We start from the raw sequence: 20,272 nt of genomic DNA on the forward strand, positions 1-20,272 counted from the left end.
GCGAAAAGGAAAGCACAAAGCGGATTGCCGTGAACGTCTTGACGTCAATCCGCTTCAATGTGGCTTCGAAGCCCGTCCGGTTTGGAGGGATGCAGGCGTGCGAAAGGTGGTTTATTCTGCGGCCTGCACCGCCATCGGGTTGTTGGGATGGGTCGTCCAGTTGGCATAGGTCGGATCGACCGGTTTACCCGTGCGCTGGTCCAGCGTTCCCGGCTCCAGTCCGACCATGGTGATGCAGTTTTCCACCGGACAGACATTGACGCAGAGATTGCAGCCGACGCATTCGTCTTCCATCACCTCGAACTTGCGCAGGCCATCGACGATGCTGGTGATCGCCTGATGCGAGGTGTCCTCGCAGGCGATATGACAGCGGCCGCATTTGATGCAGGCATCCTGATCGATATGGGCCTTGGCGACATAGTTGAGGTTCAGGTATTTCCAGTCGGTGACATTGGGCACGGCGCGACCGCAAATGTCGTCGAGTGTCTTGTGGCCTTTTGCGTCCATCCAGTCGGACAGGCCCGAGATCATCTCCTGCACGATTTTGAAGCCATAGGTCATGGCGGCGGTGCAGACCTGCACGTTCCCGGCACCCAAAGCCAGAAATTCTGCCGCATCCCGCCAGGTGGTGACGCCGCCGATGCCGGAGATCGGCAGGCCGTAGGTTTCGCTATCCCGGGCGATTTCCGAGACCATGTTGAGCGCGATCGGCTTGACGGCCGGGCCGCAATAGCCACCATGGCTGCCCTTGCCGCCAACGGTTGGGACGGGCGCGAAACTGTCGAGATCGACTGAGACGATGGAATTGATCGTGTTGATCAGCGAGACGGCATCGGTGCCGCCGCGTTTTGCCGCACGCGCCGGATGGCGGATATCGGTGATGTTCGGTGTCAGCTTGGTGATGACCGGCATGCGGGTATATTGCTTGCACCAGCGCACCACCATTTCGATATATTCCGGCACCTGACCGACGGCGGAACCCATGCCGCGCTCGCTCATGCCGTGCGGACAGCCGAAATTGAGCTCAATGCCGTCCGCGCCGGTTTCCTCGACCAGCGGCAGGATTGCCTTCCACTCTTCCTCGACACAAGGGACCATGATCGAGGCGATCAGCGCCCGGTCCGGCCAGTTCATCTTGACCTGCTTCATTTCCTGAAGATTGACCTGAAGTGGCCGGTCGGTGATCAGCTCGATATTGTTGAGGCCGAGCAGGCGACGGTCGGCACCAAAGATCGCGCCGTAGCGCGGGCCGTTGACATTGACGACCGGTGGGCCTTCCGAGCCGAGCGTTTTCCACACAACGCCACCCCAGCCCGCCTTGAAGGCGCGCTCGACATTATAGGCCTTGTCGGTTGGCGGGGCCGAGGCCAGCCAGAAGGGATTGGGCGATTTGATGCCGACGAAATTGTTACGAAGATCTGCCATGGTTCACTCCCTCCGGCTCAGGCGACAGCGCTGACGCCGGCCACACTTGCGGCCAACGTCCGGTTGATGCTCTCGGCCGCATCGCGGCCCATGGCGACGGCGGAGACGGTCAGGTCCTGTCCGCCGGTGGCGCAGTCGCCACCAGCCCAGACACCGGGAAGAGAGGTGCGGCCTTCCGCGTCTATGGCGATCTTGCCGCCTGTCAGCGTCAGCATGTCCTGTCCCTGAGGGTCGAGTTTCTGGCCGATGGCAACGAGGATCTGGTCGGCCTTGATCTCGGTGCTGTGGCCGGTCCCTTTCATCAGCCCGTTTTCCAGATGGGTGTATTCGAAGCGGATGGCCGAGACGTGGCCGTGATGATGCAGGACCTCCTTCGGTTGCAGCCAGTGGCGGATGGTCACGCCCTTCGAGGCGGCGAGGTTCTGTTCGTAATCCGAAGCATTCATGTGCTCTTTGCCGCGGCGATAGCAGATGGTGACGTTTTCGGCACCGAGCAGTTTTGCCTGTATGGCGGCGTCAATCGCAGTCATGCCGCCGCCGATGACAACGACGTCACGGCCCACAGGCACATCACCCTTGTTTTCGGCCTGACGCAGATGGGCGATGAATTCTACCGCGTCCATGACCCCATTGGTGTCTGCGCCGGGAATAGCGAGCATATTGACATTGCCCAGGCCGGTGCCGAGGAAAACGGCGTCGAAACTCTGCCGCAGCTCGTCCAGGGTGATGTCGCGGCCAAGCATCTGGCCGTTGGCCACATCAATATTGCCGATGGCGAGAATATAATCGACCTCCTTCTGCGCAAAATCATCGGCGGTCTTGTAGGCGGCGATACCATATTCGTTGAGGCCGCCCGCCTTTTCGCGGGCATCGAAGATCGTCACGTCATGGCCGTGGAGCGCCAGCCGATGGGCGCAGGCAAGGCCGGCTGGTCCTGCGCCAACCACGGCAACGCGTTTTCCCGTCGATGCGGCAGGCTGATAAAACTGGTGCCCCTGTTCCATGGCAAGATCGGTGGCATAGCGTTGCAGGCGGCCAATTTCCACCGGGCGCTCTTCCGCTGTGTTGCGCACACAGGCCTGTTCGCAGAGCTGTTCGGTGGGACAGACGCGGGCGCACATGCCGCCTAAAATATTCTGGTCGAAAATCGTCTTGGCCGACCCTGTCGGATTGCCCGTGGCGATCTGGCGGATGAACAGCGGAATGTCGATCGTGGTCGGACAGGCCGTCATGCAGGGCGCGTCGTGACAGAAATAGCAGCGGTCCGCCGCCACAAGCGCTTCATGGCCCCCAAGACGCGGATGAAGATCGGAAAAATGACGAGCATAATCGGCAGCCTCAAGCCGCCCGGCCTTCAGGCCCGGTTCCAGTTTTCGCATCGCAGTTCCCTTTTTATTCGAGCGATGAAGCGATGGTAGCGCAGGGAAAAATTTTTATCAAACGGTAAAAAATGCTTCGGGATTGAAAAACGCAGGAAAAACATGAGTGAAAATATCAACTATATACTTTACTCTTTTTGTCATGTTTTGTAGAGTGCCTTTCATCGGCACAGCGGCAGAAGAAAAAGGCAGGACATGGCGAAAAAACGCAGACATGAAGAGAACAAGACGGCGCAGGCTCCGGCCCGGGACGACAACCGCACGGCCAGTGACATCAAAAGCTTTCTTTATGTCGGCGGTCGCGATTGTCAGGTCGCGCATCTGCGGCAGATCGCGACAAATTTTGGGGCAGAACTGATCCACCATGACGGGGGACTGCGCGAGGCGGTTTCGCGAATAGATACGGTTTTGCCCTCGGTCGATTGCGTCTTCTGTCCGATTGACTGCATCAGCCACGATGCGTGTCTGAGGGTCAAGAATGGCTGCAAGAAGTTTGGCAAGGCCTTCATTCCCCTGCGCAACGGCTCGAAATCCAGCCTGGAGCGCGCCTTGCAGACGCTGAACGAGAAAAGTGAGAGCAATGAGCGAGATCAGGGACGGTGAGTTTGTCATCGAACTACACAAGGCCATGGCTTTCGATCCAGAAAACCGCGCCATCGAACTTTACGAACGCGACGAGGATCGCAGCGCGCGCCAGGCGATGATGGCCGAGATCCTGCGTCTGCCCGCTTTGCATGAACGCAAGGTTGATCGCACACGCCAGCTTGCCGATGGCGCCTGCCGGATGCGTCTCAAAGCAGTGATTTTGCCCTTTCCGCAGCCGCGCTGGCAAAGAAATGCACTTGGTCGAAAAGGCTGAGCAGCTCTTTACATGAGAAAAAGCGTCGCCGTCAGAGTCATCCAGCCGATGATCAGGCTGATGCCCCCGATCGGAGCGGCCATGGGAAACAGGCTTGCGCCGGTAAACTGTTTCATCACCAGATCGCCACAAAACAAAAGCACGCCGAAAGACAGGATCAACCCGCATAAGGTTGCTGTGGGCAATTTCTCATGGGCAAGATAGAGCGCCAGCACTGCCGGTGCATGGCACAGGGCAATGAAGGAGGCCGGTTGCAGCAGATTGATCGTGCCGCTCATATGGGCGGCGGCGGCGGCCATGCCGACCCCTGACGCGCCGAAAAGACCAGTGGTGAGCAAGAGGGCAGGGCGCAGGACATCGAGACTGGAAAGCAAGGCCACCGGATCACTCCTTGTTCTGCATGTGATGGGCAAGTTTTTCGATCGGACCCCAGATGATCTCCCGCAGTTTGGGATGATCGACCGTCTCTTCGAGGGCGCGGCGAAAGCATAAAAGCCATTCATCCCGTTCCTGCGGTCCGATTTCGGCAACGAAATGGCGTCGCCGAAGCATGGGATGGCCATGTTTTTGCATATAGACCGGTGGACCGCCGAGATAGCCGGTCAAATAATCGTAAAGCTTTTCTTCGCTCTCGGTCAGGCTTTCGGGATGGATGGCCCGGCAGCGTGCCGCCTCAGGCAGCGTGTCCATCAACTGGTAGAAGCGGCGGGTGAGCGCCTTGACCGTCTCGTCCCCGCCAATCGCCTCATAAAGCGTGATGGTCTTCTCTTCACTCACTGCCTGCCCTTCCATGCCAGAAACGACATGAGATCGGCGCGAAAGCGCTGTTTGATCCATGTCGTGTTGACTGTCGTTCACTCTGGCAAGTTTTTCGATTCACCGCAATGCGGCATGACGTCAGCTTGGCTCAACTCGCTGAAATTGCAGGGCATCAATTGAAATAGGGGCTCCAGCCTTCTGGCGTCCAGGTTGTTTGAGGATTGTCCGTTGCAACGGGACCTTCCAGAATATAGGGCTGATTTGCGGTGATTTCGGCAATTGTGGTTTGGCACTGGGTGACGAGCTTGACGCCGTTCTGGTTGACCACCGCATAGGTATAGGACCATTGCCACTGCTGGATGGAGTTTTGCGTTTCCAGATTATAAAGGGTGATGAGGAATGTTTCCGATGCCTTTATGGAAGCCAGCGCCGCCTGAGTGGTTTCCGAACCCGTGGTGCTGGTGGCGACGGTGCTGATGCCACTGAAAAATGGCGAATCTTCGAGCTTCAATTCTTTCTCATCGCCAATGTTTTTCAAGGTGACGGAGCATTTTGAATTATACCACGGAATGGTCGTTTCATCGCCATCCAGACATGGCGTGGCCGAACCCGGTGTCACGCTCATGATGATGCTGTTGTTGTTTCCTTAAAAAGCCTGCCGCGTTGAGCTTAACAATGTCTGAGAGAGGCCGATTGTGCCGCAATCCTCGGCGGTTTCTGCCTTGATCTTGATATCGAGTATTTGAGCATCGTCATAGCCGGCATTCCATGTATTGGTGCCGCTGACCCTCAGTTTTGACTGCTGGTGATTTTTTACGATCGTTATTTTCATGATGCCGTCCTGTCGATTCATCTTGATTGTGATGAATCATGACATGAAGGCGCGGTATCATTCGGTAGCTTTTGTTACAGACGATTTTGAAATTAAGAAAAAAGTCTTTGCCATCCTGTGTTTAGAAGGGCGCCATGTCTTTATCAAAATCATGGCGCTCCCGCGCAGCATTTACGCCGCGATTTTCTTGAAAAAGCTGATGCTGGCAGCGACGGCATCGGGAATTTCGCTCATATGCGTGCCATTGAGGACATTGCTGGTGACCGGCACGGAAGCCCCCTTGGCCCGCTTGAGCAAAAGCGCATTCTGATCGGCAAGGCGTGTCTCGCTATTGGCCTGCAGGATCAGGGTTGGGCATTTGAAGCTGTGGGCATAGCAGACAGGGCTGCGCATTGAAAATTCGTGCGGATTGGACACGTCGAAGCGGATGTCGCTTTGGTAACGGTCGAAAAACAGCCAGGCATTGCTGGCGCCGGAAACCGGCACGCTGGCGCGGAAGCGGCGGCTGGTCATCGATGCCAACAGCGCCAGCGTGCCGCCAACGCTGTGTCCGGCCAGAAACACTCTCTCGTCGTCAACGCCTGGCAGGTGGGCCAGCCTTTCGGCCGCCGCCAGAACATCGCTCACTTCGTCGTAAAAGCCGGAAAAAATACCCATCTGACCGTTTTCGCCGCGCATGGTCGGCATCATCACCACATAACCTGCATCGATATAGGCTTTCAGTGGTTCCCACTGGCCGCGGCCCATGGCATTACCGCCGTGCAGGAACAGCACGGCCGGCTTGCTTTTCTTGCTGCGTTTGTAATTGGAGACCCAGGCAATCAGGTCCAGTTCGCCGCCGCGCCCCGAGCGATAGAAAATCCTGCGCGCATTGGCTGGTGTTTCCAGAGTTTCATAATTATCCGGAGCGGGGCCTTTTTCGACCAGCCTTGTATGGAAATGCTCACGCGCCTTGCGGTAGTCCAGATGTTTGAGCGGCGGCTCTGCCGGAATGGCGAAAGCTTCCGCAAGAGATGGGGCGGCCAGACTTGCAGCAAAACCACCAAGCAGGCTGCGCCGGCTCAGGAGAAGCTGAGAGGGAAAAACGGATCTCATCGGCAATGCAACTCCGCAAAAGCTGTTTGAAGACTGATTTTTATCATGTTCAGATAGGGTCAATGTGTCATGACCGTGACGGTTTTCCATCATGTCGTGTCGGTGGGCACCCGTCCACCGCTCTGCCTCATTCTCTCGCTCTTTCTTGCCAGATCCTCCATCATCGACAGGTTTCCGTTTTATATCCGGTCAGTCTGGGCCAAGCGATCGACCGAATCCTCAGTATAAGTTTTTTAAACTGCGAGATGTCCATATCAGAAATGGTAAACTGTTGATTTATGCAATTAAAAATATTGTAATAAAATATGTAACAAATTGATTTTTACAGAAATTTAAAGGAAAGAATGCATTATCATAAGAATAATCTACTTTAGCGATAAAATAAAAACCTCCAATCGCTATGGCTGATTGTTTCATATGTGACCGGAGACAAATTATGTCAGCTTTCCTGAATTTCAATAGAACCTCTCGTCCGGCCACTGCGGTGGAGGTTATCCGACATCTGACGGCATCCTGCGAGACGGGGAATATGGAAGATCGTGCCGATCTTTCAGCCGTGACCGGTGATGCCAGAGAGATTTTGCGGGCCGTCAATGCGCTTCTCGACAGCGCCACCCGTCCACTCGGTGCTTTGAGTGCCGGTCTGACCCGGATGGAAAGCGAGCATGAGCGGGGCGAGATCGACGCGGTGCTTCCCGTGGATACGTTCAAGGGCGAATATGCCGTCATTGCCGCGCGCACCAACGCCCTGGTAGCGAGCCATATCAGTGTGAAGAAAAAGGCGATGGCCTGTGTGAAGGAATTCGCCGAAGGCAATTTTGAAGCAAAACTGGAGCAGTTTCCCGGCAAGAAGGCTTTCATCAATGAGACGATCGAGACGCTGCGCGGCAATTTGAAGGGCCTGATCAGCGAAATGAATCACATGTCGGCTGAGCATGACAAGGGCGATATCGACATCTTCGTGTCGGTGGAAAAATTCAAGGGTGATTTTGCCACCATGGCAAGGGGCGTCAATACCATGGTCGAGGGCCATATTGCCGTCAAGAAAAAGGCGATGGCCTGTGTGAAGCAGTTTGGTGAAGGCAATTTTGACGCTGCGCTTGAACAGTTTCCCGGCAAGAAGGCCTTTATCAATGACACGATCGAGACCCTGAGACACAATTTCAGAGAGATCATTGCCGAAATCCAGCGGCTGATCACCGCCTCTATTGCCGGTCAATTGGCGGAAAGAGGCGATGCAGGCCGATTTGTCGGTGATTTCTCCAAGCTTGTCTCCGGCATTAACGGCATGTTGGACGCCATTCTCCTGCCGATTGCCGAAGGCAATCGCGTGCTGTCTCTGGTCAGCACCGGCGATCTCAGGGAGCATGTCGAAATCGACTGTGACGGCGATCACCGCCGGATGAAAACAGCCATCAATTCTCTGGTGGAAAATCTCGCCAGCTTTGCCGGTGATGTGGCCTCTGCGGCGGCACAGGTGGCCGGGGGCAGCCAGGAGCTGTCATCAAGTGCGGAAATGATGAGCCAGGGCGCCACCGAACAGGCGGCCGCAACCGAGCAGGCTTCCGCCTCGATGGAGCAGATGGCGGCCAATATCAAGCAGAATGCCGACAACGCCGCGCAGACCGAAAAGATCGCCCGCCAGTCTTCCAAGAATGCGGAACTGTCCGGTGAAGCCGTGCGCGAAGCTGTGGAAGCGATGCAGACCATTGCTGAGAAGATTTCCATCGTGCAGGAAATCGCCCGCCAGACCGATCTTCTCGCGCTCAATGCTGCTGTTGAAGCCGCTCGCGCAGGCGAACATGGTCGTGGTTTTGCCGTTGTCGCCTCCGAGGTGCGCAAGCTGGCCGAACGCAGCCAGAAAGCATCGGCCGAAATCGGCTCGGTCTCTTCCGATACGGTCAAGGCGGCGCAGCGTGCCGGTGATATGCTTGGCAATCTGGTGCCGGATATCCGCAAGACGGCCGAACTGGTCGCCGAAATTTCGGCTGCCTGCCGCGAGCAGGATATTGGCTCTGAACAGATCAACGAGGCCATACAGCAACTCGACAAGGTGACGCAGCAGAATGCGGCGGCATCTGAACAGATCAGCGCCACATCGGAAGAACTGGCAAAACGGGCTGAACAGTTGCAAACGTCCATTGCCTTCTTCCGGATGGTCAATGAGGGTGACGCCAGCCGCAGCACCAACACAGTCAGCCAGGCCAATCGTACCGCTGCCCCGTCAATCAAGCGCAAGGCGGAAGCCAGATCGCTATCACCCCAAGCATCGTCAGACCGCGCTGGCAATGCCAGCGTCGGCAAACAACAGGCACGCGCCCGTGGTTTTGCTCTCGAGCTTACCCAGGGTGGGGTAGATGAGGATGACGACCATTTCAGATATCGCAGCTGAAGACGCCAGCTGCTGTTATGCAGCATCGCACGCTTTATAAGGCGTGCGATGCTGCAACCCGTTTACGCTGCCGCAAACCGATCCTGTCCGGTTTGATTGCGTGAAAAAAGATGCTCTTGAGGTCGATTGGGGTACGGAAATCTGTCAAACTGTAGGGGGGTGTTACCTTCTAGACACCAGCTGAACTAACGCGCATTCAGCCAAGTTGCCGTAAAATAAAGAAAAAGTGGGAATTTTTTCGTTGCGTTCACATGAGAGAATGCAATCTGCCTATTTAAAACGGAAACTTATCGCGCAATCTTCTGGACAAATTCGCGCATTTTTCCTGCATTGTTCTGTCAATCCATCTGACAAGAACAACATGCTGAAATAAAACGAGAAAATTAGTTCACGGTTTGGCATCTCAGTGACAAAGCATGAGAATTTTACAGCTTTGCCAACTTTTGGATTGGGCAATGGAAAAGCGTAAACCGTGAAGTTGGGTTACGCTTTGGCCATCAAGGTAACAGTTTCGATAGAGCTATGAAATTTATGAAAAAATCAATTTCTGATGACTCAGTTGTTTTTGGGGAACCGTAACCTCTCAATATTTCTGAAGACCGCTTTTTTCCCTAAATTATATGCCTGACGTACCGGAAAGTGAAATGGCATGATGCGCGAGCGTGACAGGCCGGATAAAAATACAGAAAAAGAGGGAGCTAGTTATCAGTTGAACGCGATTTTGCGTTTGCGTCCCTCTGGGCCTGCTTCTTCGCCTTCTTCTCAGCGCGCGCCTTTTCAAGAGCGACTTGTGCCGGTGTGGGTGTCGGGTCGCCGCCTTTTGCTGCCTGAGCTTGCTTTAAGTGAAGGTTTTTCTGATCTGCTGTTAGCCACGTCGGCAAGTGTTTCTCTGGAGGATTATGCAACGGGGGTAGCACGAGTTCTGACGGCTTTGGATGCGCAGGGTATATTGGTTGTCCCTCTATGACGGATAATTGATGTTCGAAAAAGAAAAGGTAGCTTTGGGTATTCACGAAAAAAGCTTCCTGATCCCGCAATAGTTTTGTGTCGATATGCCGCCAAGGAAGGAAATCTAAGCCGAATGAAGTTCTTGATGCGGCTTCCAAATCTACGAAATAAAGACCAGTTGGATCGTCTCCCCAATTGCAATGTGCAAACTGGTTTCGAATGCGTAGACAATAGCGTATAGCAATCATCATGGTTTCGTAGTCGGAAGACAACAAATGACCATCGAATGATGGTCTGATTAAAGCGTCAGCGCTATCTATTCGGCTGGACGTAGCTCGAAGAGAATAGAGTGCTTTCAATACTCGCGCTCTTTCCTTTACGGCTCTTCCCGCGCAAACTGCGAGCAAATACTCAAGTTCTCCAAAGGCGACGACCAAACGCCCTATGATCTGAGCTTCACGTTTGTAACGGTGGAGAGCCGGATTAATACGATACATAGGATCACTGGTAACTTTCATGTCAGACACCGATAAAAAGCCAGATCAAGAAAAGGGCGACGAGGTCTCGCGGCGCATGCTCAAGATGACGCCTGAGCGCAGGAGAATAGAAGCCGAAAAATCTACTGAAAAGCAGCAGGCTGACGCGGCCCCACGAACAAAAAGGGAGCGTTCGGGATCATCTGAACGTTGAATTGATTACCAGTTTGTTGTTGAGGAAGGGGCTTTAGTGTGAAGGGAATATTTGCTGCAACAAATGCCTCAGCGAGCGGCCCAGATTGCGGAATCCATATTCCAAACGGAATTGCATTCCCCGGCTTCATCGACCCAGGTGCTACGCTCCACCCCGCAAGAGCGAGGATTTGCGAAAGCTGTATTGCCAGATAAAGAGACTCTGGATCGCCATCCATGTATCGAAGATTTACGGGTCCAGAGGCCTTTCTCAGGGCTGTGACAAGCGCGCTGCTTTCTGCTTTTGAAAAAATCCGCCACGAAACAGAGGCCTTAATTTTTTCTGTCTCGAGTTGAGCTTCGCGGGCCTCTTTTTCTAGTTTTGCGGCCCTCACATTGGAGTCCGCTTGATAGGCCGCTAAAGCCCTATCCTTGGCGGCTGAGATTTCGGTGGAAGACCTCCACATGAAATAGCTTGAAAGAAGCGCTATTGCCGCAAAGACAATGGAAAAAATGGTAGCGAACAAATATATGCGATTAGACCAATCATTTACAGACTCGACGGAAAAACCAAACATGCCGCCCCTATGGCTGTTTTGGGGGGCGGTCTGTATAATGCTTTTTGTCATCATAGCGCTCCCGATCGCGATGGGTATGTTATTTCTTATTTTTACGTGATCTAGCGCAAGTCGCAACAATCTTTCGCAACTTCTGCTTACGCGTGACTGGCTTAACCAATCCGCCGATAGGTCAAACGCTTGTTGCGGGTCTGACGAAGAAGGTCTTCGGCGCGTTCCGCATCTGAGATTTTCAGGGCGGCGCGGCGGTTATACCTGAAATCAAATTCGGCAAGGTAGCGGTGAAGGTGAGCTTCGCCGCAATGCTGATAAACGCCAATCATGCTGCGCTTGAAAACTGAGAAGACGCTTTCGATCGTATTGGAGTGAATGACGATATCGCCCTCGCGACGGGCATATTCCTTGGCGGAATGCTTCGTCGTCTTGTGGGTTGCGTATTCCTGTCCAACGGTCGTGTAGAGACGGCTTTCGTCGGTAGGCTTGCGGCAAGAGTTGCACTTATAGACGCCGGGGCGGGTGGATTTCCCCTCCAGCTTCGTAATGCGGTTCTGGTGCGAGTCTTCACAATGGGGGCAGATCGGGCCGCGCGGCCAATGGATGCCCTCAAGGTATTCTCGGGCCTTTTCTGCGTCCTGGTAGATTTCGTGGGTGAGGTCAAACATTGGCGTAACTCCTTGATCTCAAATGTGCGAAATCAAAAGTGGTACGTTAAGTATATAATTAGGCTTTTTCCTATAATGCAGACGGGTGCTGTGAAGAGCATTGCTAAATTTGTTATAAATTATGACCGATAAAATTCGGTCGGTATGATTTAATTGGCGCCAACCAAGAGCAATGCGACTTCTGTGGACGGTGGGTCGGCAAGCTGGATGGCGCAACCGCCTGCAACTACAGAGGCACCCGACAGCCAGTTTATAATCAGAGATTTTATGACTATGAGGCCGAACGTTTGCCGGTACCAGGTTCTTCGGCTGCGCGTTGCAATCGCCGTTTGAACTCCAGCGTTACCATTGGCAATGCAGCTTCTATCATCTCCTGATCGTTCATATCCTGAACGGCTTTTGCAAGTTCATTGTAAAGGTTAGCGGCCTCACGAGCGATTCGGCGCTGTGGCGGCTTTTGGCCGACATCATGATAGATTGCGGCGACACGATCATGAAGACGTTCTAATAATTCAGCATCAACCTGAGCGGTCATTCTAACGCCGCCGAAAGCGTCAAACATTTCGCCTTTTCCGGTTGCTAGCCAATTAATGTTAACACCAAAAAGCTCGTTGTAGATTGCCAATATCACGGCGTCAGGTGTTCTCTCGCCCCGCTCATAATACGCAAGTGTGTTCTTACTTATGCCGAGTTTCTCGGCGAAATCCGCTCTGTCGAGATCGCCTAATTTTCTTCGTACATCTCGAATTCTCGCACCTAACGGTGTTTTCGGATCGTTTTCCGGTTTAGCCAACAATCCACCAATTAGACAACAAATGCGTATTTACAAAAACGCATTTGTTGTCTATCCATTCTTCTAGCGGGCCGCTTCGGCGGGCCGCAATTGTTCAAACACCACCAACAAAAAGCGGATGCGCCAACATCCGCTTTCATCAGGAGTAATCGCTATGGGTGCCATCAACTGGACCCCGAAGCGGATTTTGTGTGAGATTCAGGAGCGTGGCATGACGCTCGAACAACTCGCACTCCGCAACGGGCGTAACCCCAGCAGCTTCCGTCACGTCTGGAAGCGCCCGAACAAAATCAATGAAGCCATTATCGCAGACTTCATTGGACAGAAGGTCGAAACGCTTTGGCCCAGACGGTATCCCAAGACCACCACTCGCATCTACGATAGCGCAAAACATGGGCCGTTAGAAAGCCAAAAATCTAACGCTCCGGCTGGCATGAGGACGGCGGCATGAGCGCTCGTCTGCCAACAGTTTCCGCATGGGCTGGCAAAGCTGTATTTGCTGCACAGGCCTGACCATGAGCAAGCGCCGCGATCCCCACACCATGGACCTCTTTCACGATTACCAGCCGCCAGAAGTGGCGGCACGGTTTGAACCGGATGTCGCCAAGGGTGGCACACTGGACGTGAAGATTGCCCGTGTTCTTTCCGAGGCGATGAGCCGCAGCGGAAAGAGCCGTGGGCAGATTGCGGCGGATATGTCGGATTATCTTTCCCAGAATGTCACTGAGAACATGTTGGATTGCTACGCATCACCCGCACGGCGCGATCACAAAATCACGCTGGAACGTTTCATTGCCCTGATCAATGTGACGGGCTGCCATGAGCTGCTTGGGTTCGTTTGCGAATTCTCGGGCTTCGTTGCGGTGCCATCCCGTTACGCTGAAGTGATCCAGCTTTGGCAGACGGAAGAACGGCTTGCCGAGTTGGAACGTAGACGGTCCGCTCTTCGTGGCCGGGTTGGAGGGCTATTGAAATGACCTTTCTCTCCGCTCAGGAAATTGCCGATACGGTTGTACGCCTCAAACTGAAAGTCATGCCACTCACTAAAAAAGGTGTGATCGATTTCATCAAGCGTGAAGGCTGGATGGATCTGCCCACCAACCTTTGCAGAAAGCGGACAGGTCGCGGCGGCGGCTTTGAATACCACGTCTCACTTTTGCCAGACGCCGTGCAGCAGGCCCTTCATGCCGAAGCCACCCGCGAAGTGGTTCTTGCCAATCAGGAAGTCAAGCAGGCGCAAGAGATTGCACGGCGAGAGAAGATCTCCACTGCCAACCTTTCCGCTCGGCAACGACACGTGCTGAATGCTCGTTCGGCCATCCTGTCGGCTATCGAAATGCATCGGATTGTCGCCGGGGTTTCGCTGAGGCAGGCGATCCAATTTTTTCTGACCGATCCTGCAGCGCTGGACATTAGCGAAGCTGTCATGATGACGGCAAACGACCGAGCTTCAGTCAAGGCGACCGTCAGCCGCGCCACGATTTATGAATGGTTCAAGTTGCGGGATGCGTCGGGCCTCGGCGCTCTTGCCCCATTGCCGACCAAGGAAAAGCAGGAGGTGCCGTCATGGTTCTGGCAGTTCCTGCGGTTTTACGCGCAGCCGACCAAGCCATGCCTGACCGATGCGTTAGAGAATTACTGCAAGGCTCTGCCCTCGCATGTGATGCCGCCGAACTATGATCAGGTGCGCCGGTTGATGGCGCGGCTCGGCAATGTCGAAAAGCACCGTGGCCGTGAAGGGTCTTTGACCCTGAAAAGCCGTATGGCCTTCACCATGCGTTCCACCGCAGACCTGTTACCGGGTTGCGTTTACACCGCCGACGGCAAGACCTTTGACGCCGAGATTGCCCACCCGATCCACGGGCAGCCGTTTCGCCCGGAAATCACCAGCATTGTCGACGTGGCCACGCGCCGGTGCGTCGGGTTTTCCTTTGGTTTGGCAGAAAACACCATCGGCGTGGTTGATGCGCTTCGCTATGCCTGCGAACAGAACGGCATTCCCGCGATTTTCTACGTGGACCGTGGCCCCGGCTTTAAAAACGACGTGCTCGACAATCAGTTGACGGGCGTGACGGAACGGCTGGGCATCACCAAGCTGCATTCATTGCCGCAAAACTCACAAGCCAGAGGCATTATCGAACGCTTCAACGGTTCAGTCTGGAACCCGCTGTCAAAAGAGTTCGATACCTATATCGGTGCCGATATGGACCGGCAGGCCCGGCAGAAATCATTCAAAACCACCCGCAAAGACATCAAGCAGTTCGGTGCTTCCAGCCGTTTGCCCTCATGGCAGGATTTTCTAACGGCCTGCGTCAATGCCGTTGCGGCCTATAATGCCAAGCCGCATTCGTCGCTGCCCGGCAAAATGTCACCGGATCAATATTGGGACTATCACGTTTCCACCGGCTTCGAGATCGTGCCGGTTCTGGAACACGAAAAGAACGATCTGTTCCGCCCATATGTGAAGCGCCGCACCCGTCGCGCCATGATCGAATGGCTGACGAACTCCTATTTCCACCTCGCGCTGGAAGAGTTCCACGGTGAAGACGTGCTGGTCGGTTACGATATCCACGATGCCAGCAAGGTCTGGGTGCGGGAGATCGAGCGCCGTGATGGTGAAGAACTGATGGGGCGCTTGATCTGCGTTGCCGTCTTTGCCGGAAACGAGGAGCGTTACATCCCGCTCACCATGGAACGCTCGGCCATTGAAAAGCGGGCAGCGTCTCGCGCCCGCCGCCTCAATGATCATCTTTCCGAAGTCGAAGCGGAATTGTCACCAGCCCGCTATCTGGAAGCCACAGCACAACAGCCCATTCAGATGATCGACGTGACGCCGGAGCCGGTATCCGCAGGCCCGATGTTGGTGGTTAGCAATGGACAGGAAATCTCTCAAAGCCCGATAATTGCAGGTGAGCAACCTCGTAAGCGTGGCTTTGCAAGCGATGAAGAGCTTGCCGCATGGGCGCTCGACCATCCCGATCAAGTCACCAGTACCCACGTTCGCGTCTTGAGATCGGCGCTTCAACGCCCCGGCTCAATTGAACTTTTCCGACTGTCAGGCATCGACCTGGACGCGCTTCGAAACCTCATCCGCGCCGCTGCCTGACAGTCGTCAACATCAAGGAAAATACGCATGAAGAATGTTTTTGTCGAGACCAGCAATGTGAAACGGTTTCAATCTGCCCTTGCCGCCCTTGAGCAGCGTGGTGCGCAAGAGGCCTGCCTTGCTGTTGTCGATGGTTTGCCCGGTTTGGGCAAAACCACCACGCTGAAGCATTGGGTGGCGCATAATGGCGCGATTTACCTGCGGGCCAAGAAGGAATGGACGGCGGCGTGGTTCATGAATGAGTTGTTGGAAGAGCTGCGTGCCAATCCACCGCACTCATTCCAGAAGAAGTTCCAGAAGGTCGTTGAAGAGCTGGCAATACGCAACAATGCCGCGGCCATGGCCCGTCGCAACTTTGCGGTTGTCATCGACGAGGCCGACCACATCAGCAAGAAGGAAACCATTCTCGAAACCGTCCGCGACATTTCCGACATTATTGAATTGCCGATCATTCTTGTCGGCATGGGTAAGGTTAACGATCACCTGACCCGCTTTCCGCAGGTATCCTCCCGCGTCAGCCAGAAAGTTCGTTTCGAAAAGGCAACCCTTGCCGACGTCAAAACGCTGATTGACCAGCGCTGCGAGGTCAAGGTGGCCGAGGATCTGGCCGGTTTCGTGTTCAAGGTCAGCCAAGGCTATAACCGCGAAGTGCTGGAAGCCATCGCCAATATCGAGCGGTTTGGCCTGCGCATGGAACCCGGCGACCAAGGCGTCAGTATTGCCGATATGGCAGGCATGGCGATCATCAAGGACCGCCATAGCGGTCAGTCCATCATGGTGCCGGAGGTGCTGTGATGACGGTGCGGCTTGAAAACGGCACCTTGCCGACAACCCTCTTGCATTGCCTTGCTGATGGCTCCTGCAAAACCATTGATGAACTGGACGCCACGTTATCGCTGGATCGCGGACAGATTTCCGATGGGGCGTTTCGCCTGATCATGCGCGGATATGTCGAGCGTATTGAAAAGGGGTGCTATCAGCTTACGCCTGCGGGCGTCGATGCTGCCGCCCGTGGCGAGATCCTCAAGGGTGGTCCGACCCGGCCCGACACAGTGCGTGTTCGCAAACCCGTTCACGACACATTCCGCCAACGGGTTTGGACTGCAATACGGATGGGCGGCAATTTCACCATTGGCGACATCGTTATGGTCGCGGCCACGGCAGAGGACAAAGACGCAGAAAACAATGCCCGTTGGTATGTGCGCCGCCTGAAGAGTGCCGGTTACGTGGTCGAGCTGCCCATTCGTCAGCGCGGCACGAAACTGACGTCCAGCGGCCATAAGAGGTTTCGGCTTTTGAAGGATACCGGGACAAAAGCCCCCGTCTACCGCCCGAAAACCAAGACGCTCTACGATCACAATCTCGGGGAGGACGTGCCATGCAGCAAATGAAGCTGATGGGCTTGGCCGATCCTGCGTGGATGGAGGTTTTGCGGGCTGAGGCCGCGAAACCGGAGCGCACCAAGGCCGATATTGCCAGAGAGCTTGGCGTTTCACGCACGGCCATCTCACTTCTTTGCGCTGGCAAATACAGCGCCCGCACCGACAAGGTTCAGGCCAAGATCGCCGGTCCTGTCATGGCGCTTTATGCCCGTCGCGTCTGGTGCCCGCATCTGCGCAAAGCCATCACGCCAGAGGCCTGCAGCGCGTTTTGCGCCGCCCCCATGTCCACCAGTGATCCCGGCAAGCTCAAGCATTGGGCCGCCTGCCGCAATTGCACAGAAAACCCCGAAAACAAAGCATCCGAGGAAAACCATGAGCATGACTATTCCCACCAGCATCCCGACCGAGACGATCAACGGTCTGCCTTACGTCAACAAGGGCAAGGGTGAATTGATTGCACTGTCCGCGATCAAACCAGAACATATTGAAGAAGACGAACTGGTGCGCCGCCTGACGGCCAAGGCCGCTGACCTGAACCGCATTCTCGCCGCGTTTCGTGGGGAGGTTTTTGATGATGTCGTGGCCTATCGCGAATTGCTGGCCGACAAATACGGCGTCAAACGCCGTGGCTCAAAAGGCAACATCACGCTTTCCACCGTTGATACCAGCCTGCGCCTGACCATTCAGGTGTCGGAAACACTCACCTTTGGCCCGGAACTGGAGGTGGCCAAGGAGATTATTGACGGTTGCATTCGCCGCTGGTCGGCAGGGTCTAACGACAATATCCGCGCCCTGATTGATCAGGCGTTTCAGGTGGACAAGCAAGGCAAGCTCAACACTGACCGTATCCTTGGCCTGAAGCGCCTCAAGATCGTGGACGAAACCGGCGAGTGGGAAAAGGCCATGGGCATTATCTCCGACTCGGTGCGGGTCATGGCATCCAAGGAACACGCCCGCTTTTACCGTATCGAAAAAGAAAGCGGCAATGCGGTGCGGATTGCCCTTGATCTGGCGAATGCGTGAGGGCGATGGCAGATGAACACAAACGCCATCATCAACATTGCCAAAGCCCAACTCGGTCTCGATGAGGTGACCTACCGCGCTTTGTTGTTGCGGGTGACGGGAACCGAGTCTTTGCGGGAGATGAGCGAACGCCAGAAGCTTGCCGTTGTCGATGAGTTCAAGATGAAGGGCTTTCGGGTAAAGCCAACACGTAAGAAACAGCTGCGGGTGTCAGACAAGCGCTATATCCGGCTCATCCATGCGCTGTGGAATTCCTGTCACCAGCTCGGCGTGGTTTCTAACGGCTCCCGTGCCGCGTTGCGCGAATTTTGCCGGGGCATTGTGTTCCCCGGCAATGACAAGATCGCGGTTGATCCCGACACGCTGGACTATGACAAGGCCAGCAAGGTGATTGATGCTTTGAAGGCAATGGAACAGCGCGGCAAGGAAAAGGCCGTGTCCGATCAGGTGCACCATGATGGCGCCTGATCTGGACACGCGCTTGCCCGCCTCACTGGCCGATGTTGCCGACACGCTGGGGCTTGAGGTGGCTTTGAAGATCATCAGTGAGTTTGGCGGGCAAGAGATCAAGTTTCCCAAACTCCCGGATGATGACCACCCGGTGATCGTCGCTCTTGGCAAAGAGGACGGTTATGCGGTATGTCAGTTCCTGACCGGATGCTTTATCTATGTGCCACACATGAAGGCCCGGCGCTCTGTCCGCATGGATGTGCTGGCATTGCAAAACGCAGGCAAGGGGCGGCGTGAGATTGCCCGTATCCTTGGTGTCAGCCAGCGCCATGTGCGGCGCATGGCCAACAAGGCCAAAAACCCCAATCAATATGATCTGTTTGCCTGACCGGACCTGACGTCCGGTCTTTTATAGCGCGCCTTCGCGTCAAAGTCCTCGCATCTGCAAACTGCAACCGCGAGGCCGAATGTCCCCCACACTTTTATCCCGCCTTGATGCATCCGTCCTGAAGGCTATCGCGCCCACGCCACCCTCCAAAAAGGCAGCGACGCAGCGCGCCATCATCATCGCTTTTGGTGCGATGCTGCCGGAATTGCTCACCCTGATCGATTGCACCACGCCTCTGCGGATTGCGCATTTTCTCGCACAGGTCGCCCATGAGAGCGACGGCTTTTGCACCCTGGAAGAATATGCCTCCGGTGCGGCCTATGAGGGGCGCACCGATCTGGGCAATGTTCGCCCAGGCGATGGCGTTCGATACAAAGGCCGTGGACCGATCCAGCTTACAGGTCGCGCCAATTATCGCGCCTTCACTTCATGGATGCGCAGGATTGATCCGACATGCGCCGATTTTGAAGCAAGGCCCGAACTGGTGGCGACATGGCCATGGGCCGGATGGGCGGCGGCTTTCTTCTGGGAGCGCAACACGATCAACACCCGCGCCGCCGATCTCGATGATCTGGTCAAGGTGACGAGGATCGTCAATGGCGGGCGCAATGGCCTTGAGGATCGCCGCCGTTATCTGGGCAAGGCCAAGACCGCGATTGCCACCCTTGCCGCCGATCAGCTTTCCGGCGTTCAGCTCTTCCCCGTGTTGCGCCGTGGCATGGAAGGCGAAGCGGTGGAGCAACTGCAACGGGCCTTAGCGAGTGCCGGTTATTATCACCTGAGTATTGACGGTGATTTCGGGCCGGGCACCGAAGGAGCCTTGCGCATCTATCAGGGTGACACCGGCCTGACCGTTGATGGCATTGCCGGGAAAAATACCTTCGCGTCCCTTCAGGACTATTGGCCGGAGGAGGATTAAGCGCCGCAGCCCTCGCAAGGCGCACTCTCTTTCTTCCAATCATCCACGGACCCGACCATGACCTTTTTGAAACGACTGCATCACCGCATCACCGGCCTGTTGCTGACCGCTGCCGCCTTCCTGTTCTGCTTTGCTGTCACGGCCTTTGCAGCCACCAATGAAGCAAGCGCCCCGACAAGCTTTCTGTCAGCGATTTTGCCGCCCATCCTTGATCTTGCCGTCACCGTTCTCGCATCCGGTGGCGCTTGGCTGGCAGCCCGACTTGTGCGGCTGACGGGCGTTGATACCGAAGCCAGGCGGCTTGAAGTGGAAGGCAAGTTACGCGAGGCGCTGCATTCTGCTGCCGAGAACGGTTTGCGCTTTGCGCTGACAAAGGCCGGAATGCCGACCATTGCCGAACCGACAGCCGATATCATTGCCGATGCCCTGTTCTATGTGACGGATAAAAACCCCGACACGATCAGAAAACTTGGCGTCAGCGGCAATATACTCGAAGACATTATTCGCGCCAAGTGGCCGATTGCCAGCCTCGGCCTGCCACTCGCCGCCAGTCTCTCCACCAATCCCGCCACCTGATCATCACCCAGACCGGCCCGCCGTGCTGACATGCACGG

At 55.3% G+C, this 20,272-nt stretch carries 24 protein-coding genes and 1 pseudogene; 14 read left to right on the forward strand and 11 right to left on the reverse strand.

Annotated features, from left to right (window positions below; genetic code table 11):
* Positions 1 to 111: 111 nt before the first annotated feature.
* Both preA and NAC44_RS01770 read right to left on the reverse strand, forming a co-directional pair.
* Positions 112 to 1,425: an NAD-dependent dihydropyrimidine dehydrogenase subunit PreA gene (preA, locus tag NAC44_RS01765; RefSeq protein ID WP_250937203.1), complete on the reverse strand. Its 1,314-nt coding sequence runs from the start codon at positions 1,423 to 1,425 to the stop codon at positions 112 to 114.
* 17 nt (positions 1,426 to 1,442) lie between these two features.
* Entirely contained in the window at positions 1,443 to 2,804 is a 1,362-nt protein-coding gene (locus NAC44_RS01770; RefSeq protein WP_250937204.1) for an NAD(P)-dependent oxidoreductase, read from the reverse strand.
* 195 nt (positions 2,805 to 2,999) lie between these two features.
* On the opposite strand from NAC44_RS01770, the gene NAC44_RS01775 reads away from it, so the two are divergent.
* Positions 3,000 to 3,407 carry a DUF2325 domain-containing protein gene (locus NAC44_RS01775; protein ID WP_250937206.1) on the forward strand — a complete coding sequence of 136 codons (408 nt, stop codon included), beginning with the start codon at positions 3,000 to 3,002 and terminating at the stop codon, positions 3,405 to 3,407.
* Positions 3,385 to 3,663, forward strand: coding sequence for a hypothetical protein (locus tag NAC44_RS01780; RefSeq protein ID WP_250937207.1), 279 nt, complete (start codon positions 3,385 to 3,387; stop codon positions 3,661 to 3,663). Before NAC44_RS01775 ends, NAC44_RS01780 begins: the two co-directional genes overlap by 23 nt.
* Positions 3,664 to 3,671: 8 nt before the next feature.
* Here the strand turns inward: NAC44_RS01780 and NAC44_RS01785 are convergent, their stop codons facing one another.
* The 5 genes from NAC44_RS01785 to NAC44_RS01805 all read right to left on the reverse strand — a co-directional run bounded on the left by NAC44_RS01785 (position 3,672) and on the right by NAC44_RS01805 (position 6,349).
* Positions 3,672 to 4,043 carry a DUF423 domain-containing protein gene (locus NAC44_RS01785; RefSeq protein WP_250937208.1) on the reverse strand — a complete coding sequence of 124 codons (372 nt, stop codon included), beginning with the start codon at positions 4,041 to 4,043 and terminating at the stop codon, positions 3,672 to 3,674.
* Between the two features lie 4 nt (positions 4,044 to 4,047).
* Complete coding sequence (locus NAC44_RS01790) at positions 4,048 to 4,455, reverse strand: group II truncated hemoglobin (protein ID WP_274706770.1); 408 nt, start codon at positions 4,453 to 4,455, stop codon at positions 4,048 to 4,050.
* Between the two features lie 139 nt (positions 4,456 to 4,594).
* Complete coding sequence (locus NAC44_RS01795; RefSeq protein ID WP_250937209.1) at positions 4,595 to 5,047, reverse strand: hypothetical protein; 453 nt, start codon at positions 5,045 to 5,047, stop codon at positions 4,595 to 4,597.
* A 21-nt stretch (positions 5,048 to 5,068) separates the two neighbouring features.
* Positions 5,069 to 5,254, reverse strand: a complete 186-nt coding sequence (locus NAC44_RS01800) for a hypothetical protein (protein ID WP_250937210.1) — start codon at positions 5,252 to 5,254, stop codon at positions 5,069 to 5,071.
* 171 nt (positions 5,255 to 5,425) lie between these two features.
* The gene (locus NAC44_RS01805) at positions 5,426 to 6,349 is read right to left on the reverse strand and encodes an alpha/beta hydrolase family protein (RefSeq protein WP_250937211.1); all 924 of its coding nucleotides are present in this window, start codon (positions 6,347 to 6,349) and stop codon (positions 5,426 to 5,428) included.
* A gap of 529 nt (positions 6,350 to 6,878) precedes the next feature.
* Here NAC44_RS01805 and NAC44_RS21480 point away from each other — a divergent pair.
* A pseudogene (locus tag NAC44_RS21480) lies at positions 6,879 to 8,505 on the forward strand (methyl-accepting chemotaxis protein); the annotation flags it as partial.
* A gap of 934 nt (positions 8,506 to 9,439) precedes the next feature.
* Here NAC44_RS21480 and NAC44_RS01815 read toward each other — a convergent pair.
* The 4 genes from NAC44_RS01815 to NAC44_RS01830 all read right to left on the reverse strand — a co-directional run bounded on the left by NAC44_RS01815 (position 9,440) and on the right by NAC44_RS01830 (position 12,390).
* Complete coding sequence (locus NAC44_RS01815) at positions 9,440 to 10,207, reverse strand: hypothetical protein (protein WP_250937213.1); 768 nt, start codon at positions 10,205 to 10,207, stop codon at positions 9,440 to 9,442.
* Between the two features lie 101 nt (positions 10,208 to 10,308).
* Positions 10,309 to 10,986, reverse strand: coding sequence for a hypothetical protein (locus tag NAC44_RS01820; RefSeq protein WP_250937215.1), 678 nt, complete (start codon positions 10,984 to 10,986; stop codon positions 10,309 to 10,311).
* A 101-nt stretch (positions 10,987 to 11,087) separates the two neighbouring features.
* Complete coding sequence (locus tag NAC44_RS01825; protein ID WP_250937217.1) at positions 11,088 to 11,597, reverse strand: IS1595 family transposase; 510 nt, start codon at positions 11,595 to 11,597, stop codon at positions 11,088 to 11,090.
* Between the two features lie 271 nt (positions 11,598 to 11,868).
* A complete protein-coding gene (locus NAC44_RS01830; protein ID WP_250937218.1) occupies positions 11,869 to 12,390 on the reverse strand; it encodes a helix-turn-helix domain-containing protein in 522 nt (173 codons plus the stop codon).
* 154 nt (positions 12,391 to 12,544) lie between these two features.
* Between NAC44_RS01830 and NAC44_RS01835 the strand changes: the two genes are divergently transcribed.
* From NAC44_RS01835 to NAC44_RS01885, 11 genes are all read left to right on the forward strand, one after another.
* On the forward strand, positions 12,545 to 12,841 hold the full coding sequence (locus NAC44_RS01835) for a helix-turn-helix domain-containing protein (protein WP_250937220.1): 297 nt from the start codon (positions 12,545 to 12,547) through the stop codon (positions 12,839 to 12,841).
* A gap of 64 nt (positions 12,842 to 12,905) precedes the next feature.
* Positions 12,906 to 13,367, forward strand: coding sequence for a hypothetical protein (locus tag NAC44_RS01840; RefSeq protein ID WP_250937222.1), 462 nt, complete (start codon positions 12,906 to 12,908; stop codon positions 13,365 to 13,367).
* On the forward strand, positions 13,364 to 15,496 hold the full coding sequence (locus NAC44_RS01845) for a Mu transposase C-terminal domain-containing protein (protein WP_250937223.1): 2,133 nt from the start codon (positions 13,364 to 13,366) through the stop codon (positions 15,494 to 15,496). The genes NAC44_RS01840 and NAC44_RS01845 overlap by 4 nt, the downstream gene beginning before the upstream one ends.
* A 27-nt stretch (positions 15,497 to 15,523) precedes the next feature.
* Entirely contained in the window at positions 15,524 to 16,291 is a 768-nt protein-coding gene (locus tag NAC44_RS01850) for an AAA family ATPase (protein WP_250937225.1), read from the forward strand.
* Positions 16,291 to 16,887, forward strand: a complete 597-nt coding sequence (locus tag NAC44_RS01855) for a hypothetical protein (protein ID WP_250937226.1) — start codon at positions 16,291 to 16,293, stop codon at positions 16,885 to 16,887. Before NAC44_RS01850 ends, NAC44_RS01855 begins: the two co-directional genes overlap by 1 nt.
* On the forward strand, positions 16,875 to 17,327 hold the full coding sequence (locus NAC44_RS01860) for a MarR family transcriptional regulator (protein ID WP_250937228.1): 453 nt from the start codon (positions 16,875 to 16,877) through the stop codon (positions 17,325 to 17,327). Before NAC44_RS01855 ends, NAC44_RS01860 begins: the two co-directional genes overlap by 13 nt.
* A complete protein-coding gene (locus NAC44_RS01865; RefSeq protein ID WP_250937230.1) occupies positions 17,257 to 17,901 on the forward strand; it encodes a DUF3164 family protein in 645 nt (214 codons plus the stop codon). Before NAC44_RS01860 ends, NAC44_RS01865 begins: the two co-directional genes overlap by 71 nt.
* 12 nt (positions 17,902 to 17,913) lie before the next feature.
* Complete coding sequence (locus NAC44_RS01870; RefSeq protein ID WP_250937233.1) at positions 17,914 to 18,369, forward strand: regulatory protein GemA; 456 nt, start codon at positions 17,914 to 17,916, stop codon at positions 18,367 to 18,369.
* A complete protein-coding gene (locus tag NAC44_RS01875; protein ID WP_250937234.1) occupies positions 18,359 to 18,739 on the forward strand; it encodes a helix-turn-helix domain-containing protein in 381 nt (126 codons plus the stop codon). The genes NAC44_RS01870 and NAC44_RS01875 overlap by 11 nt, the downstream gene beginning before the upstream one ends.
* Before the next feature lie 79 nt (positions 18,740 to 18,818).
* Positions 18,819 to 19,658: a peptidoglycan-binding protein gene (locus tag NAC44_RS01880; protein ID WP_250937235.1), complete on the forward strand. Its 840-nt coding sequence runs from the start codon at positions 18,819 to 18,821 to the stop codon at positions 19,656 to 19,658.
* Positions 19,659 to 19,715: 57 nt separating this feature from the next.
* Complete coding sequence (locus tag NAC44_RS01885) at positions 19,716 to 20,234, forward strand: hypothetical protein (RefSeq protein ID WP_250937236.1); 519 nt, start codon at positions 19,716 to 19,718, stop codon at positions 20,232 to 20,234.
* Positions 20,235 to 20,272 lie beyond the last annotated feature (38 nt).

The sequence above is a fragment of the Allorhizobium sonneratiae genome (assembly GCF_023700755.1).
Taxonomy (GTDB): domain Bacteria; phylum Pseudomonadota; class Alphaproteobacteria; order Rhizobiales; family Rhizobiaceae; genus Allorhizobium; species Allorhizobium sonneratiae.

Excerpts from the sequence above, each read along its gene's own strand:
- preA (WP_250937203.1), bottom strand. The coding sequence starts at position 1,425 with ATGGCAGATCTTCGTAACAATTTCGTCGGCATCAAATCGCCCAATCCC.
- NAC44_RS01770 (WP_250937204.1), bottom strand. The coding sequence starts at position 2,804 with ATGCGAAAACTGGAACCGGGCCTGAAGGCCGGGCGGCTTGAGGCTGCC.
- NAC44_RS01775 (WP_250937206.1), top strand. The coding sequence starts at position 3,000 with ATGGCGAAAAAACGCAGACATGAAGAGAACAAGACGGCGCAGGCTCCG.
- NAC44_RS01780 (WP_250937207.1), top strand. The coding sequence starts at position 3,385 with ATGAGCGAGATCAGGGACGGTGAGTTTGTCATCGAACTACACAAGGCC.
- NAC44_RS01790 (WP_274706770.1), bottom strand. The coding sequence starts at position 4,455 with ATGGAAGGGCAGGCAGTGAGTGAAGAGAAGACCATCACGCTTTATGAG.
- NAC44_RS01795 (WP_250937209.1), bottom strand. The coding sequence starts at position 5,047 with ATGAGCGTGACACCGGGTTCGGCCACGCCATGTCTGGATGGCGATGAA.
- NAC44_RS01800 (WP_250937210.1), bottom strand. The coding sequence starts at position 5,254 with ATGAAAATAACGATCGTAAAAAATCACCAGCAGTCAAAACTGAGGGTC.
- NAC44_RS01805 (WP_250937211.1), bottom strand. The coding sequence starts at position 6,349 with ATGAGATCCGTTTTTCCCTCTCAGCTTCTCCTGAGCCGGCGCAGCCTG.
- NAC44_RS01815 (WP_250937213.1), bottom strand. The coding sequence starts at position 10,207 with ATGAAAGTTACCAGTGATCCTATGTATCGTATTAATCCGGCTCTCCAC.
- NAC44_RS01820 (WP_250937215.1), bottom strand. The coding sequence starts at position 10,986 with ATGACAAAAAGCATTATACAGACCGCCCCCCAAAACAGCCATAGGGGC.
- NAC44_RS01825 (WP_250937217.1), bottom strand. The coding sequence starts at position 11,597 with ATGTTTGACCTCACCCACGAAATCTACCAGGACGCAGAAAAGGCCCGA.
- NAC44_RS01835 (WP_250937220.1), top strand. The coding sequence starts at position 12,545 with ATGGGTGCCATCAACTGGACCCCGAAGCGGATTTTGTGTGAGATTCAG.
- NAC44_RS01840 (WP_250937222.1), top strand. The coding sequence starts at position 12,906 with ATGAGCAAGCGCCGCGATCCCCACACCATGGACCTCTTTCACGATTAC.
- NAC44_RS01845 (WP_250937223.1), top strand. The coding sequence starts at position 13,364 with ATGACCTTTCTCTCCGCTCAGGAAATTGCCGATACGGTTGTACGCCTC.
- NAC44_RS01850 (WP_250937225.1), top strand. The coding sequence starts at position 15,524 with ATGAAGAATGTTTTTGTCGAGACCAGCAATGTGAAACGGTTTCAATCT.
- NAC44_RS01855 (WP_250937226.1), top strand. The coding sequence starts at position 16,291 with ATGACGGTGCGGCTTGAAAACGGCACCTTGCCGACAACCCTCTTGCAT.
- NAC44_RS01860 (WP_250937228.1), top strand. The coding sequence starts at position 16,875 with ATGCAGCAAATGAAGCTGATGGGCTTGGCCGATCCTGCGTGGATGGAG.
- NAC44_RS01865 (WP_250937230.1), top strand. The coding sequence starts at position 17,257 with ATGACTATTCCCACCAGCATCCCGACCGAGACGATCAACGGTCTGCCT.
- NAC44_RS01870 (WP_250937233.1), top strand. The coding sequence starts at position 17,914 with ATGAACACAAACGCCATCATCAACATTGCCAAAGCCCAACTCGGTCTC.
- NAC44_RS01875 (WP_250937234.1), top strand. The coding sequence starts at position 18,359 with ATGGCGCCTGATCTGGACACGCGCTTGCCCGCCTCACTGGCCGATGTT.
- NAC44_RS01880 (WP_250937235.1), top strand. The coding sequence starts at position 18,819 with ATGTCCCCCACACTTTTATCCCGCCTTGATGCATCCGTCCTGAAGGCT.
- NAC44_RS01885 (WP_250937236.1), top strand. The coding sequence starts at position 19,716 with ATGACCTTTTTGAAACGACTGCATCACCGCATCACCGGCCTGTTGCTG.